22 protein-coding genes and 2 riboswitches are annotated in these 22,100 nt (G+C 69.3%); of the genes, 13 read left to right on the top strand and 9 right to left on the bottom strand.

Annotated elements, in window-relative coordinates; genetic code table 11:
• Positions 1-3 precede the first annotated feature (3 nt).
• Together ACTWNK_RS41480 and ACTWNK_RS41475 are read right to left on the bottom strand one after the other, a co-directional pair.
• On the bottom strand, positions 4-1,074 hold the full coding sequence (locus ACTWNK_RS41480; protein ID WP_474310525.1) for an acyltransferase family protein: 1,071 nt from the start codon (positions 1,072-1,074) through the stop codon (positions 4-6).
• Complete coding sequence (locus ACTWNK_RS41475; protein WP_474310523.1) at positions 1,071-2,240, bottom strand: NADH-quinone oxidoreductase subunit D; 1,170 nt, start codon at positions 2,238-2,240, stop codon at positions 1,071-1,073. The genes ACTWNK_RS41480 and ACTWNK_RS41475 overlap by 4 nt, the downstream gene beginning before the upstream one ends.
• A 122-nt stretch (positions 2,241-2,362) precedes the next feature.
• On the opposite strand from ACTWNK_RS41475, the gene ACTWNK_RS41470 reads away from it, so the two are divergent.
• Positions 2,363-3,052 carry a DoxX family protein gene (locus ACTWNK_RS41470; RefSeq protein WP_474310521.1) on the top strand — a complete coding sequence of 230 codons (690 nt, stop codon included), beginning with the start codon at positions 2,363-2,365 and terminating at the stop codon, positions 3,050-3,052.
• Positions 3,053-3,062: 10 nt separating this feature from the next.
• Here ACTWNK_RS41470 and ACTWNK_RS41465 read toward each other — a convergent pair whose 3' ends face one another.
• Entirely contained in the window at positions 3,063-4,370 is a 1,308-nt protein-coding gene (locus ACTWNK_RS41465) for an aminotransferase class V-fold PLP-dependent enzyme (protein ID WP_474310519.1), read from the bottom strand.
• 48 nt (positions 4,371-4,418) lie between these two features.
• Positions 4,419-4,534, bottom strand: a riboswitch (SAM riboswitch).
• Between the two features lie 101 nt (positions 4,535-4,635).
• Between ACTWNK_RS41465 and ACTWNK_RS41460 the strand changes: the two genes are divergently transcribed.
• Together ACTWNK_RS41460 and ACTWNK_RS41455 are read left to right on the top strand one after the other, a co-directional pair.
• The gene (locus ACTWNK_RS41460) at positions 4,636-5,379 is read left to right on the top strand and encodes a TerC family protein (RefSeq protein ID WP_474310518.1); all 744 of its coding nucleotides are present in this window, start codon (positions 4,636-4,638) and stop codon (positions 5,377-5,379) included.
• Positions 5,380-5,388: 9 nt separating this feature from the next.
• A complete protein-coding gene (locus ACTWNK_RS41455) occupies positions 5,389-6,588 on the top strand; it encodes a cytochrome P450 (RefSeq protein WP_474310517.1) in 1,200 nt (399 codons plus the stop codon).
• Here the strand turns inward: ACTWNK_RS41455 and ACTWNK_RS41450 are convergent, their stop codons facing one another.
• Genes ACTWNK_RS41450 through ACTWNK_RS41440 form a run of 3 tightly spaced genes read right to left on the bottom strand, consistent with a single transcriptional unit; the run spans position 6,589 to position 9,178 of the window.
• Positions 6,589-7,752 carry a cation:proton antiporter gene (locus tag ACTWNK_RS41450; protein WP_474310516.1) on the bottom strand — a complete coding sequence of 388 codons (1,164 nt, stop codon included), beginning with the start codon at positions 7,750-7,752 and terminating at the stop codon, positions 6,589-6,591. It abuts the gene before it with no gap.
• The gene (locus ACTWNK_RS41445; protein ID WP_474310515.1) at positions 7,752-8,234 is read right to left on the bottom strand and encodes a cation:proton antiporter regulatory subunit; all 483 of its coding nucleotides are present in this window, start codon (positions 8,232-8,234) and stop codon (positions 7,752-7,754) included. Before ACTWNK_RS41445 ends, ACTWNK_RS41450 begins: the two co-directional genes overlap by 1 nt.
• 2 nt (positions 8,235-8,236) lie before the next feature.
• Positions 8,237-9,178, bottom strand: coding sequence for an SAM-dependent methyltransferase (locus tag ACTWNK_RS41440; RefSeq protein WP_474311139.1), 942 nt, complete (start codon positions 9,176-9,178; stop codon positions 8,237-8,239).
• 196 nt (positions 9,179-9,374) lie between these two features.
• On the opposite strand from ACTWNK_RS41440, the gene ACTWNK_RS41435 reads away from it, so the two are divergent.
• The 6 genes from ACTWNK_RS41435 (at position 9,375) to ACTWNK_RS41410 (ending at position 15,481) form a co-directional block, all read left to right on the top strand.
• Positions 9,375-9,599: a chaplin family protein gene (locus tag ACTWNK_RS41435; RefSeq protein ID WP_474310513.1), complete on the top strand. Its 225-nt coding sequence runs from the start codon at positions 9,375-9,377 to the stop codon at positions 9,597-9,599.
• Positions 9,600-9,917: 318 nt separating this feature from the next.
• Complete coding sequence (locus tag ACTWNK_RS41430) at positions 9,918-10,808, top strand: Rossmann-like and DUF2520 domain-containing protein (RefSeq protein ID WP_474310511.1); 891 nt, start codon at positions 9,918-9,920, stop codon at positions 10,806-10,808.
• Complete coding sequence (panC, locus tag ACTWNK_RS41425; protein ID WP_474310510.1) at positions 10,799-11,644, top strand: pantoate--beta-alanine ligase; 846 nt, start codon at positions 10,799-10,801, stop codon at positions 11,642-11,644. Before ACTWNK_RS41430 ends, panC begins: the two co-directional genes overlap by 10 nt.
• A gap of 70 nt (positions 11,645-11,714) precedes the next feature.
• Complete coding sequence (gene panD, locus ACTWNK_RS41420) at positions 11,715-12,131, top strand: aspartate 1-decarboxylase (protein WP_474310509.1); 417 nt, start codon at positions 11,715-11,717, stop codon at positions 12,129-12,131.
• Positions 12,132-12,188: 57 nt separating this feature from the next.
• Entirely contained in the window at positions 12,189-14,699 is a 2,511-nt protein-coding gene (locus ACTWNK_RS41415; RefSeq protein WP_474310508.1) for an L-aspartate oxidase, read from the top strand.
• Positions 14,699-15,481, top strand: coding sequence for a type III pantothenate kinase (locus ACTWNK_RS41410; protein WP_474310507.1), 783 nt, complete (start codon positions 14,699-14,701; stop codon positions 15,479-15,481). The genes ACTWNK_RS41415 and ACTWNK_RS41410 overlap by 1 nt, the downstream gene beginning before the upstream one ends.
• 56 nt (positions 15,482-15,537) lie before the next feature.
• Here ACTWNK_RS41410 and ACTWNK_RS41405 read toward each other — a convergent pair whose 3' ends face one another.
• Complete coding sequence (locus ACTWNK_RS41405) at positions 15,538-16,047, bottom strand: hypothetical protein (RefSeq protein WP_474310505.1); 510 nt, start codon at positions 16,045-16,047, stop codon at positions 15,538-15,540.
• A 157-nt stretch (positions 16,048-16,204) separates the two neighbouring features.
• Here ACTWNK_RS41405 and lysX point away from each other — a divergent pair, with 157 nt between their 5' ends.
• Positions 16,205-17,704, top strand: a complete 1,500-nt coding sequence (gene lysX, locus ACTWNK_RS41400; RefSeq protein ID WP_474310503.1) for a bifunctional lysylphosphatidylglycerol synthetase/lysine--tRNA ligase LysX — start codon at positions 16,205-16,207, stop codon at positions 17,702-17,704.
• Positions 17,705-17,759: 55 nt separating this feature from the next.
• Here the strand turns inward: lysX and ACTWNK_RS41395 are convergent, their stop codons facing one another.
• Positions 17,760-18,698, bottom strand: a complete 939-nt coding sequence (locus ACTWNK_RS41395; protein ID WP_474310501.1) for an NADP-dependent oxidoreductase — start codon at positions 18,696-18,698, stop codon at positions 17,760-17,762.
• A 75-nt stretch (positions 18,699-18,773) separates the two neighbouring features.
• Here ACTWNK_RS41395 and ACTWNK_RS41390 point away from each other — a divergent pair, with 75 nt between their 5' ends.
• Both ACTWNK_RS41390 and ACTWNK_RS41385 read left to right on the top strand, forming a co-directional pair.
• Complete coding sequence (locus tag ACTWNK_RS41390) at positions 18,774-19,169, top strand: winged helix-turn-helix transcriptional regulator (RefSeq protein ID WP_474310500.1); 396 nt, start codon at positions 18,774-18,776, stop codon at positions 19,167-19,169.
• 305 nt (positions 19,170-19,474) lie between these two features.
• Complete coding sequence (locus ACTWNK_RS41385) at positions 19,475-19,687, top strand: helix-turn-helix domain-containing protein (RefSeq protein WP_474310499.1); 213 nt, start codon at positions 19,475-19,477, stop codon at positions 19,685-19,687.
• 242 nt (positions 19,688-19,929) lie between these two features.
• On the opposite strand, the gene ACTWNK_RS41380 is transcribed toward ACTWNK_RS41385, so the two are convergent.
• On the bottom strand, positions 19,930-20,973 hold the full coding sequence (locus tag ACTWNK_RS41380) for a C40 family peptidase (protein ID WP_474310498.1): 1,044 nt from the start codon (positions 20,971-20,973) through the stop codon (positions 19,930-19,932).
• A 5-nt stretch (positions 20,974-20,978) separates the two neighbouring features.
• Positions 20,979-21,127: riboswitch (cyclic di-AMP (ydaO/yuaA leader) on the bottom strand.
• A gap of 320 nt (positions 21,128-21,447) precedes the next feature.
• On the opposite strand from ACTWNK_RS41380, the gene ACTWNK_RS41375 reads away from it, so the two are divergent.
• Positions 21,448-22,017: an amino-acid N-acetyltransferase gene (locus tag ACTWNK_RS41375; RefSeq protein WP_474310496.1), complete on the top strand. Its 570-nt coding sequence runs from the start codon at positions 21,448-21,450 to the stop codon at positions 22,015-22,017.
• Positions 22,018-22,100 lie beyond the last annotated feature (83 nt).

Below are 22,100 nucleotides of genomic sequence, written 5' to 3'. Positions count from 1 at the left end.
CGTTCAGCGCGTCGTGCGCCTGCCGAACAGCCAGATGACCGGCAGGGTGCACAGCAGCGGCCCGAGGATGGCCAGAGGGCGCTCCAGCCACCACACGAGGTCCGGCGGCACCTCCTGCCCCAGGTGCCCGAACAGCCACCAGCCGAGCGCCAGCGCGATGGCCATGCCGGTGGTGTGGAAGAGGAACAACGGCAGGGCGAATCGGTTGATGACCTCGTTGACCCGGCTCCAGCGCGGACGCTCCAGCAGGCGTTCCATGGCCGGGCGCAGCACCTCCACCAGCCCGATCTGGAAGATGAGCAGCGCCACGATGACGAAGGTCGGCGGCGCCATGTTGGACAGCTTGTCGCCGGGCACGCCGACCATCGAGCCGGGATACAGCCCGGAGTAGACCAGCCCGACCAGGGCGAACAGCCCGGTCCACAGCACGGCGAAGTCGTAGCGCCGTGGCAGTGCGACCACCCGGTCGTAGAAGAACCCGGCCTGGTGGGCCAGCCCCCAGACGAACAGCATGTTCAGCCAGGCGATCCACTCCACCCCGTAGCGCAGCCGTACCACGTCGACCACGAGCGCGGCGCCGCCGAGCCAGATGAGGGTCAGCACGTCGTAGCGCCGATGCAGCCAGAGCGAGATCGGCAGCAGCGCGATGAGGACCAGGTAGACGCCGAGGAACCACAGCGGGCTGAGCACGAGCAGCACCACGCGCCAGACCCACTCGATCCGGAACATCAGCGTGATCGTCACGCCGATCGCGATCCACACGCCCGACAGCGTCAGCGCGGGCACGGCCAGCGCCTTGATCCGGCGCAGCACGAACGCGCCGATGCCGACCCCGCGGGCCTGGGCGCGCTGCCACGACAGCAGGTGGACGTGCCCGCCGACATAGAAGAACAGCGGCAGCACCTGCAGCAGCCAGGTGAGGATCCACAGGCCCGAGGTGAAGCCGAGCGGACTGGTCGGGGACGGCCCTTCGGGACCCCACTGCAGGATGGTGAACGCCCAGTGCCACACCACCACGACGATCAGGCTGAGGGCGCGCAGCCAGTCGACGTACTTGTCGCGCTCGGTCTTCACTTGTCGATGTCGCCGACCACGAAGAACATCGAACCGAGGATCGCCACCATGTCGGCGACCAGATTGCCTGGCAACATTTCGCGTAGCACCTGCACATTGTTGTACGAGGCCGAGCGCAACTTCATGCGCCACGGCGTCTTGTCGCCCTTGGAGACCAGGTAATAGCCGTTGATGCCGAGCGGGTTCTCGGTCCAGGCGTAGGTGTGGCCCTCCGGGACCTTCAGCACCTTGGGCAGTCGCTGGTTGATCGGCCCCTGGGGCAGCTCGCGCAGCCGCTCGACGCAGATCTCGGCGAGGTCGAGCGAGACCTTGACCTGTTCGAGCAGCACCTCGAACCTGGCCAGGCAGTCGCCTTCGGTCCGGGTGACGACCTTGACGGGCAGCTCGGCGTAGGCCAGGTACGGCTCGTCGCGGCGCAGGTCGAAGTCGACGCCGGAGGCTCTGGCGATGGGGCCGCTGACGCCGTACTGCAGGATGGTGTCGCGGTGCAGGACGCCCACGCCTCTGGTCCTGGCCAGGAAGATCTCGTTGCCGAGGAGCAGGTTCTCGATGTCGGGCAGGCGGCGGCGTACCTCGGTGAGGGTGTCGGCGACGCGGCCGAGCCAGCCCGCCGGCAGTTCCTCCTTGAGCCCGCCGACCCGGTTGAACATGTAGTGCATGCGCCCGCCGGAGATCTCCTCCATCACGGCCTGGACCCGCTCGCGCTCGTTGAAGGAGTAGAACAGCGGGGTGATGGCGCCGAGCTCCAGCGGATAGGAGCCGAGGAACATCAGGTGGTTGAGCACCCGGTTGAGCTCGGCCAGCAGCGTGCGCGCCCACACGGCCCTGACCGGCACCTCCATGCCGAGCAGCCGTTCGACGGCCAGCACGACGCCGAGTTCGTTGGCGAAGCCCGACAGCCAGTCGTGCCGGTTGGCCAGCATGATGATCTGGCGGTAGTCGCGGACCTCGAACAGCTTCTCCGCGCCCCTGTGCATGTAGCCGATGATCGGCTCGGCCGCGCTGATGCGTTCGCCGTCGAGCGTGATGCGCAGGCGCAGCACCCCGTGTGTCGACGGGTGCTGCGGGCCGATGTTGAGGATCATGTCCTCGGTGGCGAGCTCCTTGTCGGCGTGCGTGCCGACCAGTGCGGCACCGGCGCCGATTCCGACCACCCGTTCTGTCATACCCGCCATGCTGCCACCGGCGGTGGACGGGGGCCAGCACGGTCAATGGTCAAGGAACGGTATGAAACCGCATCTTCGCAGGTGAAGCGGGGAGAAATGTCGTGAATGGGGGGAGTTTCAGGATGAAGCGAGTCACCTTTGATATCGCCGCCCTGATCGCTCGTGTCACCATCGGCGTGATCTTCGTCGCGCACGGATGGAAGAAGTGGGACGCGGGCCTGGACGCGACGACGACGATGTTCACCCAGGCGGGAGTGCCGCAACCACAGCTGGCCGCCACCTTCACCTCGCTGGCCGAGATGGTGGGAGGCGCCTTCCTGATCCTCGGCCTGCTGGTCAGGCTGGCCGCGCTGGCGCTGCTGGTGGTCTCGGTCGGCGCGATCGTGTACGTGCACGGGATGAACGGGGTGTTCGTCACCGACAACGGCTGGGAGCTCGTGGGCTCGCTCGCCGCCGCCTGCGTGCTGTTCCTGGCGCTCGGCGGAGGCAGGATCGGCATCGACGGCATCTTCGCCGCCATGTTCGGCAGGCGCGCCGAGCGCCGGGCGGCCGAACAGCAGGCCGAGGTACGGCGTGCCGCACCCGAACCGCCGTCCGGCGTCACGGTCATCACACCCGACCCGGCGGCGGCTCCCGAACTGCCGCTGCCCAAGCAGGGCAGGCAGGCCCAGGTCATGGACGACCCCACCGCGCCGCAGCCCGCCGTACCCGGGCCGAGGGCCACCTCCGGCGGGCAGGAGTGGAGCGAGGAGGACCTCAGGGACATCGACGCCCTCTTCGCCGACCAGCACAAGCAGGAACCGCGCACGTAGCGGCGGCGGCTCAGCGCGAGGTCAGCTCGCGCAGGGCCGTCACCAGGCGGTCGACGTGCTCCTGCGTGGAGCCGAGCCCGATGGAGGCGCGCACGGCCGATGCGGTGCCGTCCTCGCAGCCGCCGTCGGAGGCGTCCAGCAGGTACCTGACGAAGGGGTGGGCGCAGAACTTCCCGTCACGCACGCCGATGCCGTACTCCGACGACAGCGCCTCGGCCACCTCGCGTGCGGTGAAGCCGTCGACGACGAACGAGACGATGCCCACCCTCGGGTGCTCGGGGCCCCACAGCGACAGCTCGTGCACCGCCGGGATGTCGGCCAGGCCCGCGCGCAGTCTGGCGATCAGGCGCTCCTCCTCGCGGACGAGGGCGTTCCAGCCGGTCGCCGACAGCGCGTCGCAGGCGGCGGCCAGTGCGATGGCGCCCAGCACGTTCGGCGTGCCCGCCTCGTGCAGCTGCTCGGCGTCCTGCACCCATTCCACGCCCTCGTCGGTGACCGCCTTGGTGGCGCCGCCGCCCCGCAGGTACGGCTCGGAGTCGGCCAGCCAGTCCCGCCTGCCGATCAGCACGCCCGCACCGAAGGGCGCGTACAGCTTGTGCCCGGAGAAGGCCACGTAGTCGAGGTCGAGCGCGGTCAGGTTCAGCCTGCGGTGCGGGACGAGCTGGGCGGCGTCGACGAGGATGCGGGCGCCGTGCCGATGCGCGATGTGGGCCAGCGCGGCGATCGGCCACAGCTCGCCCGTGACGTTGGAGGCGGCGGTCACGACCAGCAGCTTGGGCCCCTCGACGGCGGCCAGCGCCTCGTCGACGGCGCGCACGGCCTCGCCGGGGAAGGCCGGAGGCGCGAGACGCACGGCATCGGGCCAGGGCAGCAGCGAGGCGTGGTGCTCGGTGTCGAAGACGACGACGGTCGTGCCTTCGGGCAGGCACGAGGCGAGCAGGTTGGTGGCGTCGGTGGTGTTGCGCGTGAACACGACGGCGTCGTCGGGCCTGGCCCCGGCGAAAGCGCGCACGGTGTGCCTGGCCTGCTCGTAGCGTGCGGTCGTGAGCTGCGAGGCGTAACCGGCGCCGCGGTGGACGCTGGAGTAGGCCGGGAGCGCCGAGGCCACGGCCGCGCTCACCGGCTCGAGACACGGCGCGCTCGCCGCGTAGTCGAGGTTGGCGTAGGAGACCAGCCGGCCCCCCTTGACCGGCACCTCTAGATCGGCCCCGAGCACGGCGGGCAGCGCCCGGGCGTCGGGCACGTCGGCCACGACGGACGTCTGGGCGGGTGACGTCTGGGCGGGTACGGAGCCGTTGAAGATCGTCAGAGTGGACACGCCAGGCCTCCAGAAGGTCATCGGACCTCGGCCGTGGCGATGTCGGCTGGCCCGCGCTTGCCTGCCACACCTCGTGACAGGCCAGGTCCTCACCCGGGGCACCCCGCCGCGAGCGCGAGGGTTGCCGGCCAGCAAGCCGGGGCTGTGTGCTGGCACTCATGACCTACAGCCCGAACTATAACCGACGCTTGGCCCGATTCCGCAAGTCCAGATGTGATCATGAGATCGGCGAACTTCTGCAAACCTTCGCTCGTTAAGGCATGTCATGGACTGGCTGACCGACCCGCAAATCTGGATCGGCTTCCTCACACTGGTCTCGCTGGAGATCGTGCTGGGAATCGACAACATCATCTTCATCTCGATCCTGGCGGGAAAGCTCCCGCCCGAACAGCGAGACCGGGCCCGCGTGCTCGGTCTGGCCGCCGCCCTGATCAGCCGCCTGGCTCTGCTGTTCGCCCTGAGCTGGGTGGTCAAACTCACCGCGCCGCTGTTCGTGGTGCTCGGGCAGGAGATATCGGGCCGGGATCTCATCCTGCTGTTCGGCGGTCTGTTCCTGCTGGCCAAGAGCGTGCTGGAGATCGGCTCCGCGATGGAGCACAAGGAGCACGGGTCGAAGAAGAACGGCAAGCCCGTGTCCTTCACCTCGGTGATCCTGCAGATCATGGTGCTCGACATCGTGTTCTCGCTCGACTCGGTGATCACCGCGGTCGGCATGGTGGACGAGCTCGGTGTGATGATCGCGGCCGTGATCGTGTCGGTGCTGGTCATGCTCTTCGCCTCGGGGCCGATCTCGCGCTTCGTGGACAAGCACCCGAGCATCAAGATGCTGGCGCTGTCGTTCCTCATCCTCATCGGCGTGGTGCTCATCGCCGAGGGCCTCGGGCAGCACATCTCCAAGGGCTACATCTACTTCGCCATGGCGTTCTCGCTGGCTGTGGAGCTGCTCAACATCAGGGTGCGCAGCCGGGCCAAGGCGGTCGAAAGTCAGAGCACGGAGTCGGCCGACTAGCATGAAGTGGTGCGCTTTGATCCCTGGAATCCGGATTTCGTAGCCAGCCCGTACGCCGCATACGCCGAGTTGCGGCAGCAGGCGCCGGTCAGCTTCTTCGAGCCGACGGGCCAGTGGCTGGTGGCCAGGCACGCCGATGTCAACGCGTTGCTGCGCGATCGGCGGCTCGGCCGTTCCTATCTGCACGTCGCCTCGCACGAGGAGTTCGGGCAGCAGGGCGAGCCCGAGTTCCAGGAGCCGTTCTGGCGGGTGGTCAGGGCCGGCATGCTCGACGTCGAGCCGCCGGTCCACACCCGCCTGCGCAGGCTGGTCTCCAAGGCGTTCACACCGCGCATGGTGGAGTCGCTGCGCCCGAGGGTGCACGAGATGGCCGAGAGCCTGGTCGACGCCTTCGTGGCCAAGGGAGGCGGCGACCTGATCTCCGAGGTGGCCGAGCCGCTGCCGGTGACGGTGATCGCCGAGATGCTGGGCGTGCCCGAGTCCGACAGGCACCTGCTGCGGCCGTGGTCGGCCGACATCTGCGGCATGTACGAGCTCAAGCCCTCCGAGCAGACCCAGCACACCGCCGTGCGCGCCGCACAGGAGTTCTCCGACTACCTCAAGGTGCTGGCCAGGGAGCGGGCCAAGAACCCGGGCGACGACCTGATCAGCCTGCTGGCCCAGGTCGCCGACGAGGGCGACAGGCTGACCGAGGACGAGCTGGTCGGCACCTGCGTGCTGCTGCTCAACGCCGGGCACGAGGCCACGGTCAATGTGACCGGCAACGGCTGGTGGTCGCTGTTCCGCAATCCGGAGGAGCTGGCCAGGCTGCGCGCCGACCACTCGCTGCTCCCGACCGCGATCGAGGAGCTGATGCGCTGGGACACCCCGCTGCAGATGTTCGAGCGTTGGGTGCTGGAGGACATCGAGGTCGGCGGGGTGGCCATCCCCAAGGGCGTCGAGGTCGCGCTGCTGTTCGGCTCGGCCAACCGCGATCCCGAGGTGTTCGACGAGCCCGACAGGCTGGACGTGGGCCGGGTGGACAACCCGCACATCTCCTTCGGGGCGGGCATCCACTTCTGTCTCGGCGCGCCGCTGGCCAGGGTGGAGCTGGTGGAGTCGTTCGGCGCCCTGCTGCGCAAGGCGCCGAACATGGAGCTGCTCGCCGAGCCGGTGTGGAATCCCGGCTATGTCATCCGAGGGCTCCGCTCCCTGGACGTCGCCATCTGATCAGCCGGGTTGCGCGTGGGCGATCCGCGCGATCAACGGTTGCAGCATCCTGGCCGCGAGCGGTCCGAACGCGGCCAGGATCAGCACGTACGCCGCCGCGAGCGGTCCCAGGTCGGGATGCGCACCGGCGGCCACGGCGAGACCGGCGATGACGATGTTGAACTCGCCCCTGGGTATCAGCCCGATGCCCGCCCGTACCCGGCCCGCCCTGGCTATTCCCGCCCTCTTCGCCGCGAAGGCGCCCGTCAGCAGCTTGGTGACGATGCCGATCACCGCGAGCAGTGCGGCGAGCCCGGCGACCTGCCCGAGTTTGGACGGGTCGGTCTGCAGACCGAAGAAGACGAAGAACACCGCGGCGAACAGATCGCGCAGCGGCATCAGCAGGGCACGCGCCTCGTGTGCGAGCTCACCGGACAGGGCGATGCCCACGAGGAAGGCCCCGACGGCGGCCGAGACCTGCAACTGCTGGGCGATGCCCGCCACCAGCAGCGCCAGGCCGACGACCTTGAGCAGCAGCACCTCGTTGTTCGGACTGGCCACGAAGGCCTCGATGAACCGCCCGAAGCGCAACGCCACCACGAGGACGATGGTGACGGTCGCCAGTGCGATGCCGACGGTGACGGCGCCGCTGACGAAGCCGACCCCGGCCAGCATCGCGGTCAGCACCGGCAGGTAGACCGCCATCGCCAGGTCCTCGAAGACCAGCAGTGACAGCACGACGGGCGTCTCGCGGTTACCGATCCAGCCGAGGTCGGACAGCACCTTGGCGGTGATGCCGGACGATGTCATGTACGTGACGCCACCCATGGCGACGGCCGCGACGGGCCCCCAGCCGAGTGCCAGCGCCACGATCACGCCGGGCGCCGCGTTGAGCACCATGTCGACCAGACCGGCCACGGCACTGCCCTTGAGGCTGCCGACCAGTTCACTGGCGTTGTACTCGAGTCCGAGCGTCAGCAGCAGCAGGATGACGCCGAGCTCCGCGCCTACCGCGATGAAGTCCTCGCTGGTGGCCAGGGGGAGGATGCCGCCGGTCCCGAAGGCGAGACCGGCGACGAGGTAGAGGGGGATGGGGGAGATTCCGAAGCGCAGCGCGAGCGCTCCGAGCACGCCAAGGGCGAGAATGACCCCGCCGAGTTCGAGAAAGAGAATCGCCGTATGCACTAGCCGTCCGTGAGAATGTCGGCGGCGCCGGTGGTCGTCTGCTGGTCGCCGACGACGACCACGACGTCGCCTGGGGCGAAGACGAAGTCAGGTGTGGGACTGGCGTGCACCTGACCCGCGCGGACCACCGCGACCACCGACGCTCCCGTCCGCGTACGGATCCTGGCGTCACCCATGGGCCTGCCCGCGTACGGCGAGCCGGGCGCGATCGGGATCTGGAGGCTCTCCAGGCCCTCGACCTCGCGATGCAGGGCGTTGAGCCGCTGCACGATGCGAGGAGCGCCGAGGAGTTCGACGAGGGCGTCGGCCTCCTCGTCATTGAGCTTGACGGCCTCGCACGCGCGGTCGGGGTCGGACTTGTCATAGATGACGAGGTCACGACGGCCCGTGCGGTGCGACACGATCGCGATGCGGCGTCCCGACTGGGTGGTGAACTCGTGTTTGAGCCCTATTCCCGGCAGGGTGGTCTGTTCGATCTCCACAACTAATAACGTAGCTGGTTTAACCACCCAAAGCTGCCCAGGCCGGACGAGTCAATCAGTTCCGCCTCCTCGGAGGCACGAGCGAGGGCACGCAGGTAGCCGCGTGGATCGGTGCCCGCCCGCTCGATCGGCGGTCTCGCGCCCAGCAGGCCGAGTGCGCGCAGCGCCGCCCGCTGCGTGGTCAGCTCGCTCGTCGCGGCCCCCGCGCGCAGGCCCGCCTCGGCGCAGGCGTCGAGCGCCACGTGCGCGGTGATGTCGCAGGAGCCGTCGGGGATCGGCTTGACCAGGGAGCCGTCGCGATACCCGGTGAGCGATCCGTACGGCGGGCGGTCCTCCACAGGGTGTGCATAGTCCACGGCCACGGCCCTGCCTCTGGTCAGCCGCTGGAGGACCGCGGCCCACGCGGCGTCACGGGTACGGCCGATCTCGGCGCGGGTGCCGACGCGGGGATGCGGCCACCACCGGCGCAACCAGCGCACGTCCTCGGCGCAGGGCGGCGGGCCGAGCCGCTCGGCCCCGGTCCCGGTGTGCACCTCGATCAGCCGAGGCCCTTCGGAGGTCAGCTCGGCCACGTCGAGCGGCACGTTGTCCAGCCACTCGTTGGCCACGGCCAGCCCCGTGACGCCCGATGGCAGGTCGTGCCGCCAGCCGATCGCGGCGGGCAGGTGGGCCGGCCTGGGCGACAGGTCGACGGCGGTGACGCGCAGCCTGGCCCGCAGGCCGGGGGAGGCGGCGGCCAGCACGTGGGTGACGAGCGCGCCCTCGCCCGCGCCGATGTCGACCAGGTCGAGCACCGCCGGGCCGCCGAGCTCCTCGTCGACCTGGCGCAGCAGCGTGTGCACGGCGTCGGCGAACGCGGTGGAGGCGCTGACCGAGGTGCGGAAGTGGCCCGACGGGCGCTGGGTGAGGTAGAAGCCGGCCTCGCCGTAGAGCGCGTGTTCCATGGCGGCACGCCAGCTGAGCCACATGCATGGGAACGGTATCTCATGACACGCTGAGTGATGTCGTTACTACGTATTGTGATTCTTTTGCGCTAGCGTTACTCGCAGCCACCCGGTGCACCCGCCCCGGCCCGTCCCCCATCGGGCGCGGTTCGGTCGCCGGAGGCCCTGGAGCAGCCGAACCCCGAAAGGAACCCCAGTGTTGAAGAAGACCCTCGTCCTGGCCGGCATCGTCGCCATGGCGGCCCTGGCCACACCCGCGCACGCCGACATCACCAGCGGCAAGAGCGGCGTGGTGTCCGGCAACCAGATCTTCGCCCCGATCTCGATCCCGGTGAACGTCTGCGGCAACGCCATCGGCATCCTCGGCACGGCCATCGCCGGTTGCCAGGGTGGCGCCTCGGTCGAGGTCGAGCGGCACTGACCCGGCGAGCATGACATGAGCCCACCCGGGTCCTTCGGGGCGGCGGAGCCCCTGGCGGGCCCGGATGGGCGGGAAAAGCGTGGCCGGTCAGTCGGCGGTTGGCCGGCCGAGTGAGGTGCGCGGGCGTCGGGTCCACTTCGGGCTCGGCGCCCGTTCGTCTCCCCTCTTGCGTTCCTCCGACAGGGGGTTATGTCATTTGTATGCCCGTGTCCGATATGTCGTGACCTCAACATGCGGCAAAACCCCGGTCACGCTGGATCTCCGAGTCGCCCGTTACTCTGACGGCAGTGCCACCTGGGTCGGAGGAATCGGGGCGTCATGGACGTAGGTGATCGGCCGGCACGGCTGTCCGTAGGCGTGCTCGGTGCCGGCAAGGTCGGATCGGTGCTCGGCGCCGCACTCACGCAGGCCGGACACCGTGTCGTCGCGGCGAGCGGCGTGTCCGACAGCTCGCAACGCTGGGCGGTCGAACGGCTCGGCGTCGCCACCAGCCGGGCCGACGACGTCGTCGCCGCGGCCGAGCTCATCCTGCTGACCGTGCCCGACGACGCGCTGCCCGACCTGGTGTCCGGCCTGGTCGCGACCGGCGCCGACCTCAGGGGCAAGCTGCTCGTGCACACCAGCGGCGCCTACGGCCTCTCGGTGCTCGACCCGGCCACCCACGAGGGCGCACTGCCGCTCGCCCTGCATCCCGTCATGACCTTCACCGGCCGGGACGACGACCTCACCAGGCTGACCGGCTGCTCGTTCGGCGTCACCTCGCCCGAGGTGCTGCGCCCGATCGCCGAGGCCCTGGTCATCGAGATGGGCGGCGAGCCGGTCTGGATCGCCGACGCCGACCGCGCGCTGTACCACGCGGCCCTGGCGGGAGCGGCCAACCACATGGTCACGCTCATCGCCGAGTCGTCCGAGCTGCTCACCCGCATCGGCGTCGACCATCCGGGCCGCATGCTCGGGCCGCTGCTCGGGGCCGCGCTCGACAACGTGCTGCGGATGGGCATCGGCGCGCTGACCGGACCCGTCGTCAGGGGGGACGCGGGCACCGTGCGCAGGCACGTCGACGCCCTCATCCTGGCCGCGCCCGAGGCGGCCGACGCCTACGTCGCACTCGCCAGGCTCACGGCCGACCGGGCGCTGGCCGCCGGACTGCTCAAGCCCGAGGCCGCCGAGCGGCTCCTGGACGCCCTGGGAGGCAACATATGGACGTGATCGTCGCGGGCGACCGCGCCGAACTGGTCAAGGCGCGCGGCGCCGGGCGAGTGGCGCTGGTGCCCACGATGGGCGCCCTGCACGAGGGGCACCGCTCGCTCATGCGCCTGGCCGCCGAGCGTGCCGACCACGTCGTGGTGAGCATCTTCGTCAATCCGCTGCAGTTCGGTCCCGGCGAGGACTTCTCGCGCTACCCGCGCACGTTCGAGGCCGACCTGGAGGTCTGCGCGGCCGAAGGCGTCGAGGTGGTGTTCAGTCCGAGCCCCGAGCAGATGTACCTGCCCGACCGTCAGGTGGGCGTGTCGGCCGGGCACATGGGCGCCATCGTCGAGGGGGCGTTCCGGCCGGGCCACTTCGACGGCGTGCTGACCGTGGTGCTCAAGCTGCTCAACCTGGTCCAGCCGGACGTCGCCGTCTTCGGGATGAAGGACGCACAGCAACTGGCCCTCATCCGCCGCATGGCCGCCGACCTCGACCTGCCCGTGGAGATCGTCGGCGCGCCCACCCTGCGCGAGCCGGACGGCCTGGCGATGTCGAGCCGCAACCGCTACCTGACGGCCGCCGACCGGGCGACCGCGCTGGAGCTGTCGCACGCCCTGCGCGCCGGAGCGGCCAAGGACACGCCTCGCCAGGTGCTGGAGGCGGCCAAGGCGGTGCTCGAGGACGCGGCCAGGCTCGATCCGCCGCTGCTGCTCGACTACCTGGCGCTGGTCGAGCCCTCGACGTTCGCCGAGGTGGCCGACGACCACACCGGGGAGGCGATTCTCGCCCTCGCGGCGAAAGTCGGGACTACCCGGTTGATCGACAACGTTGTCCTGACGTTGAATCCTGCGTAGACACATCCAGCGCAGAACCTCCGAGGCGTGCACGCGGCAAGCGGCGCGACCGGCGAAAGGTGAATCCCGCATGCTCAGGACCATGCTCACGTCGAAGATCCACCGGGCCACCGTGACCCAGGCCGACCTGCACTACGTCGGCTCGCTCACCGTGGACGAGGACCTCCTGGAGGCGGCCGGGCTGCTGCCCGGCGAGCAGGTCCACGTCGTCGACATCGACAACGGCGCCCGCCTGGTCACCTACACGATCGCGGGCCCGAGGGGCACCGGCGTCATCGGCATCAACGGTGCCGCCGCCCGCCTGGTCTCCCCGGGCGACCTCGTGATCATCATCGCGTACGGCCAGCTGGAGGACGCCGAGGCCCGTGTGTTCGTGCCCCGCGTGGTGCACGTCGACGCGGCCAACCGCGTCGTCGAGCTCGGCACGGACCTGGGCGCACCGGTCGAGGGCACGCTCAGGGGTGACGAGATTCACCTACCCGCCTGACGGCGAGCTCCGGGCGAGGCGTTATCGTCATAGTGACGAAAGCCCGAGGAGGCTCCCATGAGTGCACCGCCGATCCCCTTGAGACTGACCGCGCCGAGCCCGGGGTGGAGTGTGGCCGCCGATGTCGTGGTCGTCGGATCCGGCATCGCCGGGCTGACCACCGCCCTGCGTTTCGCCGAGCTGCACCCCGAGGCCAAGGTGCTCGTCGTCACCAAGGACGTGCTCTCATCGGGCTCCACACGCTGGGCGCAGGGCGGCATCGCGGCCGTGCTCGACCCCGACGACAGCCCGGCCGACCATCTGCGCGACACCCTGGTGGCCGGGGTGGGGCTGTGCGACGTGCCCGCCGTACGGACGCTGGTGACCGAAGGGCCGGGTGCGCTGCGGCGGCTGATCGCGCGGGGGGCGAGGTTCGACACCGACGAGCGGGGCGAGTTGCAGCTCACGCGTGAGGGCGGGCACCTGCGTGACCGGATCGTGCACGCCGGGGGCGACGCCACCGGGGCCGAGGTGCAACGGGCGCTGGTGCAGGCCGTGCACGCCGAGCCCAGGATCGAGGTCATCGAGCACGCGCTCGTCCTCGACCTGCTCAAGGACGCGGAAGGCCGGGCCGCGGGCGTGACCCTGCACGTCATGGGCGAAGGCGCGCGGGACGGCGTCGGCGCCGTGCACGCGGGAGCCGTCGTGCTGGCGACGGGCGGCATGGGCCAGGTGTTCGCCGCCACCACCAACCCGGCCGTCTCGACGGGCGACGGTGTGGCGCTGGCACTGCGGGCCGGAGCCGTGGTGCGCGACCTGGAGTTCGTCCAGTTCCACCCGACCGTGCTCTGGCTCGGCGAAGGCTCGACCGGTCAGCAGCCGCTCATCTCGGAGGCCGTACGCGGCGAAGGCGCCGTGCTGCGCGACCACGACGGCACGGCGTTCATGGCCGGGGTGCACGACCTCGCCGACCTGGCGCCGCGTGACGTCGTGGCCAAGGCGATCATGCGGACCATGCGGGGGAGCGGCGCCGAGCACGTCTTCCTGGACGGCACGCACTTCGGCGCCGACAAGTGGCGCACACGCTTCCCCACGATCTACGCGGTCTGCCTTGAGCACGGCATCGACCCCGCCGTACAGCCGATCCCCGTGGCTCCCGCCGCGCACTACGCCAGTGGCGGCGTGCGGGCCGATCTCAGCGGGCGTACGAGCATCGAGGGGCTCTACGCCTGCGGCGAGGTCGCCTGCACCGGCGTGCACGGCGCCAACAGGCTGGCCTCCAACTCGCTGCTGGAGGGGCTGGTCTTCGCCGAGCGCATCGCGGCCGACATCAGGCCCGCCAGACGCCTGCCGGTCGCGCCCACGGCGTTCGACGCCCTGGTCGACCCGCGTTCGAGGCCGCGCGTCCAGGCGCACATGAGCAGGGGGGTGAGCGTGCTGCGCAGCCGTACCTCTCTGGCCGAGGCCGCCAAGGCGCTGAGCGACGCGCGCTGGACGCCGGTCGCGGTGCCCGCCCGCACCGAGTCGTGGGAGGCGACGAACCTGCTGACGGTCGCGTCCGTCCTGGTCGCGGCCGCACTGCACCGCGAGGAGACCCGAGGGTCGCACTGGCGCGAGGACTTCCCCGAGCGCGACGATCAGCAGTGGCTCGGCCATCTCGACGCCAGGCTCACCGAGGAAGGACTGACCATGACCTACCGTCCGCACGGGGACGCGCTGCCCTCGCGGCTGGCCGAGGAGCTGGCCTCGGCCGGGCTCGACCCCGCCGACGTGCACGCGGTGATCGACCGCGCGCTGGCCGAAGACCTCCAGGAGCCGGGCGACGTCACCAGCCTGGCCACGATCGCCGCCGACCACGTCTCCACGGCCGACGTGGTGGCCAGGGCCGACGGCGTCGTCGCCGGGCTCGGCGTGGCCGAGGCGGTCTTCGCCAGGCTCGGCGCCGAGGTCGCCGAGCGCAGGGTCAAGGACGGCGAGCGCGTGGTCAGGGGCGACGTGCTGATGACGGTCCAGGGCTCGACCCGCGACCTGCTCACCGCCGAGCGCACCGCGCTCAACATCCTCACCCACCTGTCGGGCATCGCCACCCAGACCGCACGCTGGGTCGAGGCCGTCGGCGGCACCCGGGCCCGCGTGCGCGACAGCCGCAAGACGCTGCCTGGCCTGCGCGGCCTGGAGAAGTACGCGGTCAGGGCGGGAGGCGGCGTCAACCACCGCATGTCGCTCTCCGACGCCGCCCTGATCAAGGACAACCACGTGGTGGCGGCCGGAGGCGTGGCCGAGGCGTTCAGGGCGGTGCGGGAGCGCTATCCCGACCTGCCGATCGAGGTCGAGGTCGACCGGATCGACCAGATCGAACCGGTGCTCGCCGAAGGCGCGCAGGAGATCCTGCTCGACAACTTCACCGTGCCCATGCTTCGCGAGGCCGTACAAATCGTCAATAACAGGGCACGGCTTGAGTCCAGCGGCGGATTGACCTTGGAATCTGCCCGTGATGTGGCAGAAACTGGCGTGGACTACCTTGCGGTGGGAGCGCTGACGCATTCGGCGCCCGCGCTCGACATCGCACTGGATCTACGGGGGGCATAGTGCTGCTCACGATCGACGTCGGCAACACGCACACCGTCCTCGGCCTGTTCGAGGGCGAGGAGGTCATCGAGCACTGGCGCATAGCCACCGATGCCCGCCGCACCGCCGACGAGATCGCCGTCGTGCTGCAGGGGCTGCTCGGCCAGTCGCCCCTGCTCAAGGGCGCCGACATCGGAGGCATCGCGATCTGCTCGACGGTGCCCTCCGTGCTCAACGAGATGCGCGAGATGTGCAGGCGTTACTACGGCGACGTCACCGCGGTCATCGTCGAGCCCGGCATCCGCACCGGCGTGCCCGTCCGCATGGACAACCCCAAGGAGGTCGGCAGCGACCGCATCGTCAACGCCCTGGCCGCCATCGACCAGTACGGCGGGCCGTGCATCATCGTCGACTTCGGCACCGCGACCTCCTTCGACGCGGTCTCGGCCAAGGGCGAGTACGTCGGGGCGGTCACCGCGCCCGGCATCGAGATCTCGGTCGACGCCCTGGCCGCGGCCGGAGCCCAGCTGCACAAGGTCGAGCTGATCAGGCCGCGCTCGGTCATCGCCAAGAACACCGTCGAGGCCCTGCAGTCCGGCATCATCTACGGCTTCGCCGGCCAGGTCGACGGCATCGTCGAGCGCATGGCGGCCGAGCTGGCCGACGACCCCGACGAGGTCACGGTCGTGGCCACGGGCGGTGTCGCCGCGCTGGTCGTCGGCGAGGCGCGCTCGATCGACCTGCACGAGCCGTGGCTCACGCTCATCGGCCTGCGCCTGATCTACAACCGCAACGCCGGATGACATGCCGACGCGCCCTCCCCGCTCGGGTGGGGAGGGCGCGTCGGTCATCTATGGGGTCACTCGCTCTCGGTGGTGTAGAGGTAGTTCCACGGGCGGCAGTTGGTGACGTAGCCGCCGGACTTGGTGACCTGGCAGACCTTCACCCGCACGCTGTAGACGTCCTCGTCGTGGAAGCTGAAGGACTTGTAGCCGGGGTAGCCGCAGTACTTCTTGCTGTAGGCGTCGCTCCAGTCGTAGTCGTCGTCGAAGTAGGAGACCTGGAACTTCACGTACGCGCACTTGCCGCCCTGGCTGTAGGTGCGGTTGTCGAGGTCGTACAGCCGGCCCTTGACGTGCACGCTGTTGCTGTCCTGGTCGTGGTTCCAGTCGACGCCGATCCAGCCGCTGACCTTGGCCAGGTGGTGCTTGGAGTAGTAGGCGCCCCAGAAGTCGTCCCAGTCGTAGGAGTTGGACGAACCGGCCTTGGCCGGCGCGGTGGTGGCGCTGGCGGAGGAGGTGGGCAGAGCGATGGCGAGGGCGCCGGCGGCGGCGACCGCGGCGAGACCGGCGGCGAGCTTCTTGATCATGACTCTCTCCATGAGCCCTTTCCCTGGTCCGGCGCCCTGCCGGTCCCCCCCGGGCTCTGTAAGTCATTGATAAAGGCGGGCGCTTGCAAGCCCCCTGCACCTCTCCTTCATGCCACCGTCGGCCTCTTGCAGTTCGCCTAATCGGTAACCTTTGTCTGTGACCGAATCCACGACTCCAGCACAGGATCTCCCGGAGCAGATGCGCATCCGGCGGGAGAAGCTCGAGCGCCTTCGCGACGAGGGCGTCGACCCCTACCCGGTGACGTTCCCGCGCACGGCGACCAACGCCGAGATCAGGGACAAATACCAGGGGCTGGAGCCGGACACCGCCACGGGCGACAGGGTCGGTGTCACCGGTCGCGTCATGCTGCGCCGCGACGGCGGCAAGCTCTGCTTCGCCACCCTGCGCGACGGCTCGGGCGACCTGCAGGTCATGCTCTCGCTCGACAAGGTGGGCGAGGAGGCGCTCGCGGCCTGGAAGCGCGACGTCGACCTCGGCGACCACGTCGGTGTGGAGGGCGAGGTGATCACCTCCAAGCGCGGTGAGATCTCGATCCTGGCCGACCGTTTCGCGATCACCGCCAAGTGCCTGCGCCCGCTGCCGGAGAAGCACGTCGGCCTGACCGACCCCGAGGCCCGCGTCCGCCAGCGCTACATCGACCTCATCGTCAACGAAGACGCGCGCAGGATGGCCTACACGCGCTCGGCCGTCGTGCGCGCCATCCGCGACTTCTGGCACGAAGAGGGCTATCTGGAGGTCGAGACGCCGATGCTGCAGCCGATACACGGCGGCGCGACGGCCAGGCCCTTCAAGACGCACATCAACGCCTACAACATGGAGCTCTACCTCCGCATCGCGATCGAGCTCTACCTCAAGCGGCTCGTGGTCGGCGGCATCGAGAAGGTCTTCGAGGTCAACCGCAACTTCCGCAACGAGGGCGCGGACTCCACGCACAACCCCGAGTTCACCATGCTCGAGGCCTACGGCACCTACCTCGACTACAACGACATGGCCGACCTCACCCAGCGGATGATCCAGAAGGCGGTCGTCTCCGCACTGGGCACCTCCGTGGTCGAGCACGAGGGCCACCAGGTCGACCTGGGCCTGGCCGAGTGGCCGAGGATCACGCTCTACGGCTCGGTGTCCGAGGCGCTCGGCGAGGAGATCACCACCGAGACGCCGATCGACCACGTCCGCAAGCTGGCCGACGACCGCGACATCCACTGGGACGCCAAGTGGGGTCAGGGCAAGCTGGTCCAGGAGATCTTCGAGGCGCTGGTCGAGCACACGCTCATCCAGCCCACGTTCGTCATGGACTACCCGCTGGAGACCTCGCCGCTGACCCGCCAGCACCGCGACAACCCGCTGCTGACCGAGAAGTGGGACCTCATCGGCTTCGGCACCGAACTCGGCACCGCCTACTCCGAGCTCGTCGACCCGGTCGAGCAGCGCCGCCGCCTGACCGAGCAGTCCCTGCTGGCCGCCGGAGGCGACGCCGAGGCCATGCAGCTCGACGAGGACTTCCTGACCGCCCTTGAGTACGGCATGCCGCCGACCGGGGGCATGGGCCTCGGCATCGACAGGCTCGTCATGGCGTTCACCGGGAGGAACATCAGGGAGACGATCCTCTTCCCGCTGGTCAAGCCGTCCAGCTGAGCACGTGCGAAGGGCGGCTCCCCAGGTGTCCGGGGGAGCCGCCCTTCCGCGTGTCTCAGGCCGTTGGCACCAGGACCAGCCGCCCGCGCAGGCCGCCCTTGGCCAGCAGGGCGTGCGCCTCGGCCGCCTGCTCCAACGGGTAGGTACGCGCCACCCGCATGGCCAGTGCGCCGGTGGCGGCCAGCCTCGACACCTCGGCGAGCTGGGCCGCGTCCGCCCGTACGAACACGGTGCTCACCCTGATCCCGCGCAGCGGAGGCGGAGCCGCGCCCGCCGCCACGGTGACGAAGGCCCCGCTCTCCCGCACCGCGTCCAGCGCCTGGAACCCGACCAGTGCCGCGTCCACCACACCCGCCACACCGCCCGGCACCAGCGCACGTACCCGCTCGGCCAGCCCGGGGCCACGCTCGGCGAACCATTCGGCCCCGAAGTCGCGTACGAGGCCCTCGTCGTCCTTCCCCGCCACCGCGACCACCCTGAGCCCTCTGCGTGCGCCCAGCTCGACCAGGAAGCCGCCCACGCCGCCCGCAGCGCCGGTGACGAGCAGGGTCTGCCCGCTCGTCAGCCCGCTCGCGTCCAGCGCCTGCCAGGCGGTCAGCGCGTTGAGCGGCAGGGTCGAGGCGGCCACCGCGTCCACCCCCTCTGGCGCGTGCGCCACCGCGTCGTCGTCGAGCACCACCCGCTCGGCCTGCCCTTTGAGCGCGGCCATGAGGCGTGTGGACAGGCCGATCACCCGGTCGCCAGGCCCGTAGGCACTGCCGGGCCCCGCGGCCTCGACCACTCCCGCCACGTCCCAGCCCAGCGCGTACTCCTCCAACGGGTCGCTCAGCCCGTAGCCGGGCAGGGCGCCGGAGGCGGTGATGAGGTCGACCGGCTGTACGGCGGACGCCTCGACCCGGATGAGCACCTGGCGGCCGGCCGGGCGGGGCAGCGGTGTGCGGCCGATCTCGAGGACGCCGTTCCTGGCGATGAGCGCTCGTGTCGTTGTCGTCATGCCGTGAACCGTAGGAGAGCTACTCTCTAGCGGAAAGAAGGCACCCGAAGGTGCGTAACCCACCCGGAGGACCGTATGGCGACCATGAACGCCGCCCAGCGCCGTGAGGCCGCGAAAGTCGCCTACGACGCCTATATCGACACCTGTCCTTCTCGCAAACTGCTCGACACGCTCAGTGACAAATGGGTCACGTTGGTGCTCAACGCACTCGCCGACGGTTCGAAGAGATACAGCGACCTGGCCAGGATCATCGCCGGAGTAAGTCAGAAGATGCTCACCCAGACGCTACGCGCGCTGGAGCGTGACGGACTGCTCACACGCGAGGTCACGGCCTCGGTGCCGGTCCGTGTCGACTACGACCTCACTCCGCTCGGCCGTACCCTCCTGCCGCTGGTCGAGGCCATCAAGGCCTGGTCACAGGTGCATATCGAGGAAGTGGAGGCGGCGCGGGTCCGGTATGACGCTGTATGAGGTCGTCTGGGCGACGCAGGGGAACAGCTTGCGGCCGCTCGGTGGATCGTCAGTGAAATCCGGGACAAACCGATCAAATCCCTGAAAAATGGCAGGGATAGCCCCCAAAGACGTCATTGTGTTATGGCGTACGCCGTCATAGCGTGAGTACTTCACACCGTGGCGATCACGTCAATAGCGCTCGTTGTGCCGCCCTTATGGCGGCGCTTGACGACCTTTCGCCGATACGTTTAACGTCGCGGAGACGAGCAAGATTGCTCGCGCCGAGACGTCGATGAGTTCCGTCGTTGGGGGGAGGGCTCCCGATGGCTTATCCCGATGTGGATGTGGCTTTGGGCCCGGACGACCTGGCTCTGCTCGCGGAGTTGGCCAAAGGCGTGACGGTCGACCGTGTTGGGCGGCGCCTGGAGATCAGTGGACGAACGGTACGACGCCGCTTGCGCGGCATCTGCGATCGAATTGGGGTGGCGACTGCCATTGAGGCGGTCGCCTGGGCGGCTCGCCGTCGTTTGATCTAGCTGATTTTGGACCGCTCCCAAACGGTTCGGCCCAGGTCAGCGACGGTGTGACGCACCCCGGTTCCATCCTCGATCGCCCGTGTCCCACAAGGACGCGGACCGTGACTCGAAAGGGCGACCCCCGCAGCCGGCGGGGGCCGCCCCTTTCGTGAGCGCGGGCACTGCCGTGTCCGCTCACCCGTGCCGTGCGCGCTCTTCGCGTGCGCGAAAAGGCCTTAGCCGGCTCGCGTGCGCGACAAGCCTCAGTCGGCGATGCGGACCGCGCCGGCCCAGGGCCGTCCGTCGATCTTGGCGATGCGGACGACGTCGCCGGTGCGCGGGGCGTGCACCATCATGCCGCCGCCGATGTAGATCCCGACGTGGTGCAGGTCGTTGTAGAAGAACACCAGGTCGCCCGGCCGCAGCTCCTCCTTGGAGATGTGCGTGCCCGCGGTCCACTGGTCGCCCGTGTAGTGCGGCAGGCTGATCCCGACCGTCTCGTAGGCGGCCATGACCAGGCCGGAGCAGTCGAAGGAGCTCGGGCCCTCGGCTCCCCACACGTAGGGCTTGAGCTGCTGGGTCAGCGCCCAGCGTGCGGCGCCTGCCGCCTTGCCGCTGCCGATGACCGGCAGGTTGACCCTGACCGCCCTGGTGCCGGGACGGCCGGCCTCGCCCATCGCCCGGCTGAACAGGTCGCTCTCGACCTGGCCGACCAGCTTGCGGATCTTGTCGCGCTTGCCTTCGAGGTCGTCGACGATCTTCTGGACCTCGGAGATGCGCGTCTTGGCGCTGGCGCGGGCCCGCTCGGCGTCCTCGATGGCCTTGGCGACCTGCAGGACCTCCTCGCCCTGCTGCTGCTCAAGGGCGTAGGTGGTGGCGGCGCGGTCGAGGAAGGCGTCGGGGTCGGCGGAGTTGGTGAAGGCGAGCGCGCCGGTGAGGCCGCCCGACATGTAGGCGCTCTGGGCGAGCAGCGTGGCCTTCTCCCGCTTGGCGGCCAGATCGGCCTCGCTGGTGGAAAGCACCTTCTTGGCCTTCTCCGAGCGGGTCTTGGCGTCCTTGAGGCGCTCGCGCTGGCCGTTGAACTCCTCGCTCAGCACGCCGATCTGCTCGTGCAGCTTCTCCACCTTGGCCGAGAGCTCCTTGAGCGTCGGCTCCGGGTCGGCCGCGGCGGAGCCCAGCGGGGCGCAGAAGGCCAGAGCGGCCACGGCCACGCCGACGATCGCGAACCTACGAGGGTGGAACACGCGTTCCGGAGGGCGGGCGTGTTTGCCCGCCTGCTTCCCTTCACGGGCACGCGTCCGCTTCACCAACCAGCTCCTCTCATCGGCGCCTACCGGGTTAGCTGACGGGTTCGGGCCGGAGCAGCCCTACCGAGCGCGGGCTCGGACTCACCCCGATGACGGCCACGGCCGTCGATGGTTCCCCGGCTCCCCGCGAGCGGGGATTAGGCGCGCCTTCCCGCCTGGTCAGATGCAGACCGTACGGGTGACATCGTCGCTGGACACTAGTGCACCGGATGGTTCGTGCTCAACCAGAACTGCCAAGTCTGTTGAGTTTTCACAACTGAAAGGACACGAGGAGATCACGTTCTGCAGGCCGTAAGGTGTCCTTTTTGCAGCACTTTCATGGCTTTTCGGGGTACGGCAAGGCGGTCCATGCAGGTCTGCGCCCGGCAGAATCCTGAAATTCGTAACGTGACTAATCACTTACTGAAAGTCACATGAGGCCGACGGGTCATGAGTTAAGTGTGAACCGTAATGGGATCGCTAGGCTGAGCGGTCATGGAGCAGGTCGTCGAACTGGCTGTCCCGGACGTGGAGATCGTGGTCCGGCGTGCGCGCACGCCCGACGTGCGAGGGATTCGACGCCTGGTCGACACCTATGCCGGCGCCGGTCCAAGGCTGCTGGAGAAGGCGACGGTGACGCTTTACGAGGATGTCCAGGAATTCTGGGTGGCCGAGCGCGCGGGCCGCGTGGTGGGATGCGGAGCACTTCACGTGCTCTGGGAGGACCTGGCGGAGATTCGAACGGTCGCGGTCGACCCCGAGTGCAGGGGGCTCGGCATCGGTCATCGCATCGTCGCCTCGCTCATTCGGCACGCACGGGATCTCGGGCTGCGGCGTGTGTTCTGCCTGACATTCGAGGTGGACTTCTTCGCCGGGCACGGATTCCATCCCATCCAGGGCACACCAGTGGCTCCGGAGGTCTATGCCGAGCTTCTGGCCTCTTATGACGAGGGCGTCGCCGAGTTTCTCGATCTTGAACACGTGAAGCCGAACACGCTCGGGAACACCCGGATGTTGCTCCATCTCCCAACTAATGACGTAGGTGTTGACTCGCCGGAAAGGTGATTGTTGATACCTATGTCGATACGTTGGGCACAGCAAGCATGCTGCCTGACATGTGCCGCATGCGCAGTCGAAGCGAGGTGACA

The organism is Nonomuraea sp. IBHARD001 (assembly GCF_056106265.1).
The sequence above is the reverse complement of the archived record's forward strand: the minus strand, read 5'-3'. Positions and strand labels throughout refer to the sequence as shown.

Bases quoted from the DNA above. Each gene is read 5' to 3' on its own strand.
- ACTWNK_RS41475 (WP_474310523.1), bottom strand. From the start codon at position 2,240: ATGACAGAACGGGTGGTCGGAATCGGCGCCGGTGCCGCACTGGTCGGC.
- ACTWNK_RS41470 (WP_474310521.1), top strand. From the start codon at position 2,363: ATGAAGCGAGTCACCTTTGATATCGCCGCCCTGATCGCTCGTGTCACC.
- ACTWNK_RS41460 (WP_474310518.1), top strand. From the start codon at position 4,636: ATGGACTGGCTGACCGACCCGCAAATCTGGATCGGCTTCCTCACACTG.
- ACTWNK_RS41440 (WP_474311139.1), bottom strand. From the start codon at position 9,178: ATGGAACACGCGCTCTACGGCGAGGCCGGCTTCTACCTCACCCAGCGC.
- ACTWNK_RS41430 (WP_474310511.1), top strand. From the start codon at position 9,918: ATGGACGTAGGTGATCGGCCGGCACGGCTGTCCGTAGGCGTGCTCGGT.
- panC (WP_474310510.1), top strand. From the start codon at position 10,799: ATGGACGTGATCGTCGCGGGCGACCGCGCCGAACTGGTCAAGGCGCGC.
- panD (WP_474310509.1), top strand. From the start codon at position 11,715: ATGCTCAGGACCATGCTCACGTCGAAGATCCACCGGGCCACCGTGACC.
- ACTWNK_RS41415 (WP_474310508.1), top strand. From the start codon at position 12,189: ATGAGTGCACCGCCGATCCCCTTGAGACTGACCGCGCCGAGCCCGGGG.
- ACTWNK_RS41405 (WP_474310505.1), bottom strand. From the start codon at position 16,047: ATGATCAAGAAGCTCGCCGCCGGTCTCGCCGCGGTCGCCGCCGCCGGC.
- ACTWNK_RS41395 (WP_474310501.1), bottom strand. From the start codon at position 18,698: ATGACGACAACGACACGAGCGCTCATCGCCAGGAACGGCGTCCTCGAG.
- ACTWNK_RS41390 (WP_474310500.1), top strand. From the start codon at position 18,774: ATGGCGACCATGAACGCCGCCCAGCGCCGTGAGGCCGCGAAAGTCGCC.
- ACTWNK_RS41385 (WP_474310499.1), top strand. From the start codon at position 19,475: ATGGCTTATCCCGATGTGGATGTGGCTTTGGGCCCGGACGACCTGGCT.
- ACTWNK_RS41375 (WP_474310496.1), top strand. From the start codon at position 21,448: ATGGAGCAGGTCGTCGAACTGGCTGTCCCGGACGTGGAGATCGTGGTC.